8 protein-coding genes are annotated in these 7502 nt (G+C 73.6%); all 8 read right to left on the reverse strand.

From position 1 onward, the window contains the following. Positions 1-30: 30 nt before the first annotated feature. Positions 31-573 (reverse strand): GNAT family N-acetyltransferase, encoded by a 543-nt coding sequence (locus ACTIDRAF_RS0219350; RefSeq protein WP_016700375.1) that lies wholly within the window; start codon positions 571-573, stop codon positions 31-33. Positions 574-585: 12 nt separating this feature from the next. Next, positions 586-996, reverse strand: coding sequence for a nucleoside-diphosphate kinase (gene ndk, locus ACTIDRAF_RS0219355; protein ID WP_026066287.1), 411 nt, complete (start codon positions 994-996; stop codon positions 586-588). A gap of 205 nt (positions 997-1201) precedes the next feature. Further along, positions 1202-1960, reverse strand: a complete 759-nt coding sequence (locus tag ACTIDRAF_RS0219360; protein WP_016700377.1) for an SDR family NAD(P)-dependent oxidoreductase — start codon at positions 1958-1960, stop codon at positions 1202-1204. Between the two features lie 145 nt (positions 1961-2105). Then, complete coding sequence (locus tag ACTIDRAF_RS32115) at positions 2106-2732, reverse strand: hypothetical protein (RefSeq protein WP_016700378.1); 627 nt, start codon at positions 2730-2732, stop codon at positions 2106-2108. Then, on the reverse strand, positions 2729-4006 hold the full coding sequence (locus tag ACTIDRAF_RS0219370; protein WP_016700379.1) for a hypothetical protein: 1278 nt from the start codon (positions 4004-4006) through the stop codon (positions 2729-2731). The genes ACTIDRAF_RS32115 and ACTIDRAF_RS0219370 overlap by 4 nt, the downstream gene beginning before the upstream one ends. Next, positions 4003-4752 (reverse strand): ABC transporter ATP-binding protein, encoded by a 750-nt coding sequence (locus tag ACTIDRAF_RS0219375; RefSeq protein WP_016700380.1) that lies wholly within the window; start codon positions 4750-4752, stop codon positions 4003-4005. The genes ACTIDRAF_RS0219370 and ACTIDRAF_RS0219375 overlap by 4 nt, the downstream gene beginning before the upstream one ends. A 732-nt stretch (positions 4753-5484) precedes the next feature. Then, on the reverse strand, positions 5485-5961 hold the full coding sequence (locus ACTIDRAF_RS0219380; RefSeq protein ID WP_016700381.1) for a DUF4233 domain-containing protein: 477 nt from the start codon (positions 5959-5961) through the stop codon (positions 5485-5487). Beyond that, the gene (gene folC, locus ACTIDRAF_RS0219385; protein WP_016700382.1) at positions 5958-7325 is read right to left on the reverse strand and encodes a bifunctional tetrahydrofolate synthase/dihydrofolate synthase; all 1368 of its coding nucleotides are present in this window, start codon (positions 7323-7325) and stop codon (positions 5958-5960) included. The genes ACTIDRAF_RS0219380 and folC overlap by 4 nt, the downstream gene beginning before the upstream one ends. Positions 7326-7502 lie beyond the last annotated feature (177 nt).

A 7502-nucleotide genomic window follows, 5' to 3' on the forward strand; every position in this document is an offset into this window, starting at 1 on the left:
GACAGCGGCCGGCACCGCCGGCCGTGCCCCTCAGATCCGGCGGGTGAACCAGAGTTCGTCGCGGTAGGAGCCGTCGGGCAGCAGAACCGCCTCCGGTGCCCGCCCGCACTCGGTCCACCCGGCCGCCCGGTAGAAGCGGTCGAGACCGGTGCCGTCGCGGGCGGAGAGGAACAGCCGGCGCAGCCCCTGCGCGGTCGCCTGGGCCACCACCGCGTCCAGCAGCACACGCCCCCACCCCTGCCGTTGGAGGTCGGGGTCGACCATCAGGTCGAGCACGCGGCCCCGGTGGGCGACGAGCGGGCCGGTGTCCGGGCGGAGGACGACCGCCCCGACCAGCACGCCCGACCGACCGAGGGTCAGCAGCTGTTCCCGCCGGCCACGCACGGCCTCGACGACGCGTTCGGCGGCGGCCCGCACCTCGTCCAGCGGGCTCTCGGGAGTGAAGCCGACCGCTCCCCCGGCGGCGCCCACCCGCCCCCACAGGTCGGTCAGGCCATCCACCAGGCCGGGGTGGACCTGGTTGACCAGGTGGGGTCCGGAGACGAAGGAGTCGTCGAGGTCACGGTCGGTCATGTCACGTCCCTCTCAGAGGTTGGGGAACCAGAGCTTGATCTCCCGGGCGGCCGACTCCGGGGAGTCCGAACCGTGCACCAGGTTCGACTCGACCTCGACCGCGAAGTCGCCGCGCAGGCTGCCCGGCGTCGCCTTCTCCACCGGGTCGGTGCCGCCGGCGAGCTGCCGGAACGCGGCGATCGCCCTCGGCCCCTCCACGACGGCGGCGACGACCGGGCCGGAGGTGATGAAGTCGAGCAGCGAGGTGAAGAAGGGCTTGCCATCGTGCTCGGCGTAGTGCTGCTCGGCGACCTCACGGCTGACGGTGCGCAGCTCCAGGGCGGCCAACCGCAGCCCCTTGCGCTCGATGCGGGCGATGACCTCGCCGACCAGGCCACGCTCGACGCCGTCGGGCTTGACCAGAACCAGGGTGCGCTCGCTCACGACCACTCGCTTTCGTTGTTCACACCACCGGGCGGGACGGGTGTCCACGTCCGGCCCGCGCACGGCGGCACGGTGTTGTCCGGTTTGGGGGGAAGGCTAGTCAGGCGGCGTGATCCACGGTGACACGGGTGGGCGGCACACCACCGAGGACATCCGCCGGCGCGTGACCAGTTTCCCCGCTCCCCGGTCGCGACGGGTCCCCCGATCACTGCGCGGTGTAGCCCCCGTCCACCAGGTGGTAACTGCCGGTGATGAAGGAGGCCCGGTCCGACAGCAGGAAGACCACCAGTTCCGCGACCTCCCCTGGGGTGCCGAGCCGTTGGGCGGCGTGGGCCGAGACCAGCGCGGCGCGGGCCTCCGCCGGCATGGCCGCCTGCGACAGCAACGGGGTCTCGATGAAACCGGGCCCGACCGCGTTCACCCTGATCCCCTCCGCGCTGTGGGCGAGGGCGGCGCTCTTGGTCAGGCCCACCACGCCGTGCTTGGCGGCCACGTAGGCGGGGGAGCTGGCGAAGCCCACCGAGCCCAGGATCGAGGCCATGTTGACCACCGACCCGCCCCCACCGTCGTGCATGGCGGCGAGTTCGGCGCGCAGGCAGTAGAAGACGCCGTCGAGGTTCACCGCGAGGACCTGCCGCCAGGACTCGGTGGAGTACGAGGCGACGTCCCCGCTGTCGCCGCCGATGCCCGCGTTGTTCACGGCGAGGTCGAGCCGCCCGTGGGTGGTGACGGCGTGCTGCACCATCGCCGCCGCCGAGGCGGGGTCGGCCACGTCGACGGCGATCCCGCTGGCCTGCCCGCCGCTACCGTTGATCTCCTCGGCCACCTCCAGGGCGGCCTCCGCGCGCAGGTCGGCGACGACGACGGTCGCCCCGGACGCGGCCATCCGCAGGGCCACCTCCCGGCCGATACCGGAGGCCCCGCCGGTGACCAGACCGACCTTGTCCTTGAGTTCGTCCCGCATGGCACCGCCCCGTTCCCGCCCGGCCGGCGGGGAACGCGACGACCGCGCATCCCGTCCTCTCGACCGAGCACCGATGTTCCACCGTTCGGACGCACATTTTCGTCCTCCCGGCGGAACGGCGCTCGGTGGGGTCCACGCGGACCCGCTAGCCGGCGCCTCGGCTGAGCCGCCGTGCGAACCCGGTGGACCCGAAGGTCGCCGCGTGCGCGGCGACCGCCACGCCGAGCAGGGCGAGCGCCGCGACCGGGTGGCTCGTCGGGTCCTCGGGGGCCGTCACGGGCAGCCACCCGACCGCCGCCGGGGCGGCGTTGGTCAGCAGCACCACCAGCAGGAACGACCCGATCGTCACCGCGGCGCCCACCGCCGGGCCGACCAGCGCCGCCAGCAGGAACGCGAGCGCGGTGAACAGCAGCACGTTCGACCACAGCGTGAGCGCGTGGTACCGCTCGGGCACCTGGGCGACGCCGAGCAGGAAGGCCGGCAGCGGCGCCAGGCACCCCAGCGCCGCCACCACACCCGCGACGACCCGGCTGCGCGCCCCGCCCAGGCGCTCCCACTCCCAGAACCCGGGAGCGAGCAGACCGGCGAACACGGCCCCGGTCACGACCCCGGCCAACTCCGGGTAGGGCAGGGTCCGCCGGGGGTTGGCGCTGAAGGGTTCGACGTGCACGGCCACCCGCCAGAAGAGGAACGCGCCCAGCAGCGACACCGCGAACGCCAGCAGGCACCGGCCGGGGCGGCGGGCGAGGACCACGAGGCGCAGCGCCGTCACGGCAGGTCCTCCCGGCCCAGCTCGCAGCTGGCCACCGTGCGCTGGTGCTCGGCCAACCACCGCACCAGCTCCGCGTCCGAGAGCTCGCCGAACGGGCCATCCACCCTGGCGTACTCCTCGTGAAACAGCGCGGCGACCCGCCACCGGAGGTCGTCGGCGAGTGCCACGGCCTCCGGCCAGTCCTCCTCGGGTCCGGGATCGCCGTAGCGCTGCCGGCAGGCGTCATCCCCGGCGATGCTGCCCGCCAGCGTGGAAGCCACTGCCGGCTCGAGGGGGAGGACCGGATCGAGCTGGACCCACACCACCCCGGGGTCCTCCCCACGGCCGGCGAGGGCCAGGTCCCAGACCCGACGGGGAGCGGGAACCGATTCCCCGAGGCTCGCGAGTGCCGTCTCGCCGACCGCCCCGAGGAGGTCCAACTCGGAGGCGTGGCCCTCGTGCACGCAGTACTCGGTGTCCCCGCGCTCCGCGCACACCCGGGGGCGTTCGGCGTCGTGGACCAGCGGGGCCGGCGTGCGGACGAAGGGCACGACGGCGAGCAGGCCGGGCAGCGCGAGGCAACCCAGCACCGCCACCAGCGCGCGCGGAGCCGTCCGCCGCGTCGCGCGGAGCAGCACCGCGCTGAGCACCGCGCACGCCGCCAGCACGGTGAGCAGGAAGATCACCCGGTAGCCGGTGACGGCGGGGTTCTCCGACCTGCCCAGCGAGATCCACACCCGGACGAGCGGCAGCAGCGCGGTCCACCCGTTGGCGACCGCCGACTGGGAGTACAGCAGGTAGACGCCCACGCCGGGGACCGGCGAGAGCAGCGCCACCGGGACCACCACGCCGAACAGGTAGCCCAGGGCGGAGGCCGCCGCGATCCCCAGCGGTCCGCCGAGGATGGCCAGCACGTCGGGACCGCCGTACTGGGCCCGGGTGGCGGTGAGCACGAGGGCGGGCGCGATGCCCACCACGTACCCGAGGAGGAACCACCCGTTGAGGACGGCGAGGTGCCGGCGCACGACCGGCCAACCGGTACGGGGGTGGTGCGCGCCGCCGAACAGCATCCTGGTCGGGGTGAGACGCGTGGCCGTCCAGCAGCTCACCACGGCCGCCAGCACGGCCGCCCACAACACCTGCTCGTGGGCCTCGAAGGACGTGACCACCCACTCCTGGAACCGCTGGTCCCACAACCAGCGGGTCGACAGGACGACCGAGGCCGCGACCAGGGCGGCGGAGGACACCAGCACGACCGGCGGAAGGGGCCACCACAGGGCTGCCAGCCGGTTCACTCCCCCGCTCCCCAGCGCCGGACCAGCCGCTCGTAGCCGCGTTCGAAGGCGGAGCCGAGCGCGCGGCCGTCCTCGGGGGCCTCGTCCTCGAACAGCCCGGTCAGCTCCTCGACGGTGCCGTCGAAGACGATGCGGCCGGCCACCAGCACGCCGACCCGCCGGCACAGGTAGGCGATGTCCTCCACGAGGTGCGTGGCCAGCAGCACCGTCCGGTCCTGACCGAGCTCGGCGATCACCTCCCGCACCCGCAGCCGTTGCGCCGGGTCCAGACCCACGGTGGGTTCGTCCAGGACCAGGACACGCGGCTCGTGGGCGAGGGCGGCGGCGATGCCCAGCCGTTGCCGCTGGCCCCCGGACAGGGCGCGGACCCGCTCGCCGGCCCGGCCGCCGAGGTCGACCAGTCCCAGTGCCCGGCGGGCCGCGTCCTCGCACTCCCGACGCTGGACGCCGTTCACCCATGCCGCGTAGGCGGCGGTCTGGAGGACGGACATCCCGGGGACGAGGGAGAAGGACTGCGGGACGTACCCCAGCGACGGGCTGGCACCGCCGTTCGGTCCCGACGTGCCCGCGTCCCCGACGGTGATCCCACCTCCGCCGGGCAGCGCGCCGACGGCCAGGGAGATCAGCGTCGTCTTGCCCGATCCGTTCGGCCCGAGGAGACCGCTGATCCCCCGCCCCAACTCCCAGTCGACGCCCCGCAGGACCCTTTTCCTCCCGTAGGAGAAGTGGACGTCGGAAAACCTCATCGCGGCCCGTCCAATCGCGGTTCTTCCCTCCGGGTCACGGCGAAACGAAACCGCCGAGATCCTAACCCACCGACAGTTGTCGTTGATCCGGATTCCCACCCAGGAAAAGGACCGACCTCGCCTGGGCGCACCAGTCGACGTCGAATTGCCCACGGCCGGGTCACGCCCCGGTGGTTCGGCCGTCCCTCAGTCGACCCAGGCCGCGTCCTCGACGGGGCCACGCTGTCCCGAGGACCACGCCGTTCCGTCGCCGCCAGCAAGCCGCCCGCAGCACCTCTTCCCGTTCCCGCAGCGAGGAGGCGGTTCGCGGGCCAGGTACGCACCGACACCGCGCGCCAGGCCTCGCCGGTCCGGGACCGGTGCTCCACCCTGGAGGCCTGAGCTCAGGCACGTCGATGGGCGGCTGGTTCGCCACGACGGGGGTGCGCTGGCGCGGCGGCGCGGTTCATGGCCAGGAATTCCCCAACCCGGACGCCGAAGGGCGACGCGAGTGGGGAAGCGTTCGGACCACGGAACCGCGAACCGAGCACCGGCACCCATCAGAATCCGATTCCCTACTCCGAACGCGGGAACCGGTGCCGCCATTCTCCGAGTGGATCCGCGAATTCGGTCGTGAAAGCACCCCGGGGGTCGGACCCCGCGCACTGCCGCGCCCGACGCACACCGTGCCACCGGACCGACGGCTGTCGGGCGGGGTCGGGTGGCACGGGAACCGGCCAGGCGGCCGGGGCTTCAGTCGGTGTGCTCGCCCACCGGCCGCTGGCCGGGAAGCCGGCCCTCCTTCATCCGCAGCTGGACGTCCCACCGCATCCACAGCAGGCCGACCCAGACCAGCCCGAAGACGAGCCCGAGCGCCCCCAGGGCCGGGGTGACGAACGCGGAGCAGATCATGGCGACCTGGAGGGCGAGGGCCACGGGCAGCCCCCAGCTCCGGCCCTGCACGCCGGCGGCGAGGACCATCGCGACCGCGAGGCCACCCACCAGCCAGCCGCCGACGCTGCCGACTCCGGAGCCGAGGTTGTCGACCACGAGCACGGCGAGGCCGACGACGATCGCCTCCAGTACCAGGGTGCCGGCCAGGACGCCCCGGAAGCTCTTGAAGGGGTCCTTGGCGGGTGGTGTGAAGGCAACCGGCGCGTCACCCGAGGCGCCCGGGGACGACGCCTCCGGGCCGGGCCGGGTCTCGTCGGCCGTGGACTGGTCGGTCATGTCGGTTCCTTCCCCAACAGCGCGCGAGCCTCACCGGCGGTGACCACGGAACCCGTCACCAGCACGCCACCGCCCGCGACCGGCTCGTCCGGCTCGGAGACCTCCTCGGCGAGGCCGATCGCGGTCTCCACCGCCACGTCCAACGCGGGCTGGACGGTGACGGCGTCCACCCCGAAGATCTCCTCGGCCAGGGCCGCGAGCCGTTCCGCGCTCATCGCCCTCGGCGAGCTCGTCTGGGTGATCACCACGTGTTCGAGCACCGGTTCCAGCGCCTGGAGGATGCCGGTGGCGTCCTTGTCGTCCATCACACCCACCACGCCGACCAGCCGGCGGAACGCGAACTCCGCCGTGACGGCCTCGGTGAGCGCCTGCGCGCCGTGCGGGTTGTGCGCCGCGTCCACCAGGACGGTCGGCGCGGAGCGGACCGGCTCCAACCGACCCGGGGAGCTGACGGCGGCAAAGCCCTCCCGCACCGCCTCGACGTCCAGCTGCCGCTCCGGCCCGGCGCCGAAGAACGCCTCGGCGATCGCGAGGGCCATCGCCGCGTTCCGCGCCTGGTGCGCCCCGTGCAGGGGCAGGAAGACCTCCTCGTACACGCCGCCGAGCCCCTGCAACCGCAGCATCTGTCCACCCACGCCGTGGGTGCGTTCGAGGACGCCGAACTCCGAGTCCTCCCGGGCCACCGCCGCGTCCACCTCGACGGCGCGTTCCAGCAGGACCCGGGTGACCTCGGGTTCCTGCTTGGCCAGCACCGCGACCGACCCGGGTTTGATGATGCCGGCCTTCTCCCTGGCGATGCCGAGGAGGTCCGTGCCCAGGTACTCGGTGTGGTCGAGCGCGATGGGGGTGACGGCGGCCACGGTGCCGTCGGCGACGTTGGTGGCATCCCAGCTGCCCCCGAGTCCGACCTCGACGACGGCCGCGTCCACGGGCGCGTCGGCGAAGGCGGCGAACGCCATCCCGGTGAGCACCTCGAACTTGCTCATCCGGATCTCGCTGCGCCCGTCGACCATCGTCACGTACGGCTCGATGTCGCGGTAGGTGGCGACGTACTGCTCGGGGGAGATCGGCGCCCCGTCCAGGCTGATCCGCTCGGTGGCCAGTTGCAGGTGGGGGCTGGTGTAGCGGCCGGTGCGCAGCCCCACCCGGGTCAGCAGGGCGTCGAGCATCCGGGCGGTGGAGGTCTTGCCGTTCGTGCCCGCGATGTGCAGCACCGGGTAGGAACGCTGCGGTTCGCCCAGCAGGTCCAGCAGCACCCGGATGCGGTCCAGCGACGGCTCGATCTTCGTCTCCGGCCACCGGGTGTTGAGCTCGTCCTCGACGGCGCGCAACGCCACCAGGGCATCGGAGTCGGGCTTGGGCACGGACCCTCCTGACGTGCGGTTACCGGTCGGGGCGAGTCTAGTTCCGCCGCGCGACCGGCCGTGCGGCGGTGCGCCCCGGTGTGACCCACCACGGTCCCACCGGGGTCGCCCGCTCCTGCCGTCCCCCGGCCCGAGGGCCGGCGGCTCAGCCGGGCAGCCCGGCCAGCCGCTCGCGGG

The organism is Actinoalloteichus spitiensis RMV-1378, from assembly GCF_000239155.1.
Classification (GTDB): domain Bacteria; phylum Actinomycetota; class Actinomycetes; order Mycobacteriales; family Pseudonocardiaceae; genus Actinoalloteichus_B; species Actinoalloteichus_B spitiensis.

Bases quoted from the DNA above. Each gene is read 5' to 3' on its own strand.
- ACTIDRAF_RS0219350 (WP_016700375.1), bottom strand. From the start codon at position 573: ATGACCGACCGTGACCTCGACGACTCCTTCGTCTCCGGACCCCACCTG.
- ACTIDRAF_RS0219360 (WP_016700377.1), bottom strand. From the start codon at position 1,960: ATGCGGGACGAACTCAAGGACAAGGTCGGTCTGGTCACCGGCGGGGCC.
- ACTIDRAF_RS0219375 (WP_016700380.1), bottom strand. From the start codon at position 4,752: ATGAGGTTTTCCGACGTCCACTTCTCCTACGGGAGGAAAAGGGTCCTG.
- ACTIDRAF_RS0219380 (WP_016700381.1), bottom strand. From the start codon at position 5,961: ATGACCGACCAGTCCACGGCCGACGAGACCCGGCCCGGCCCGGAGGCG.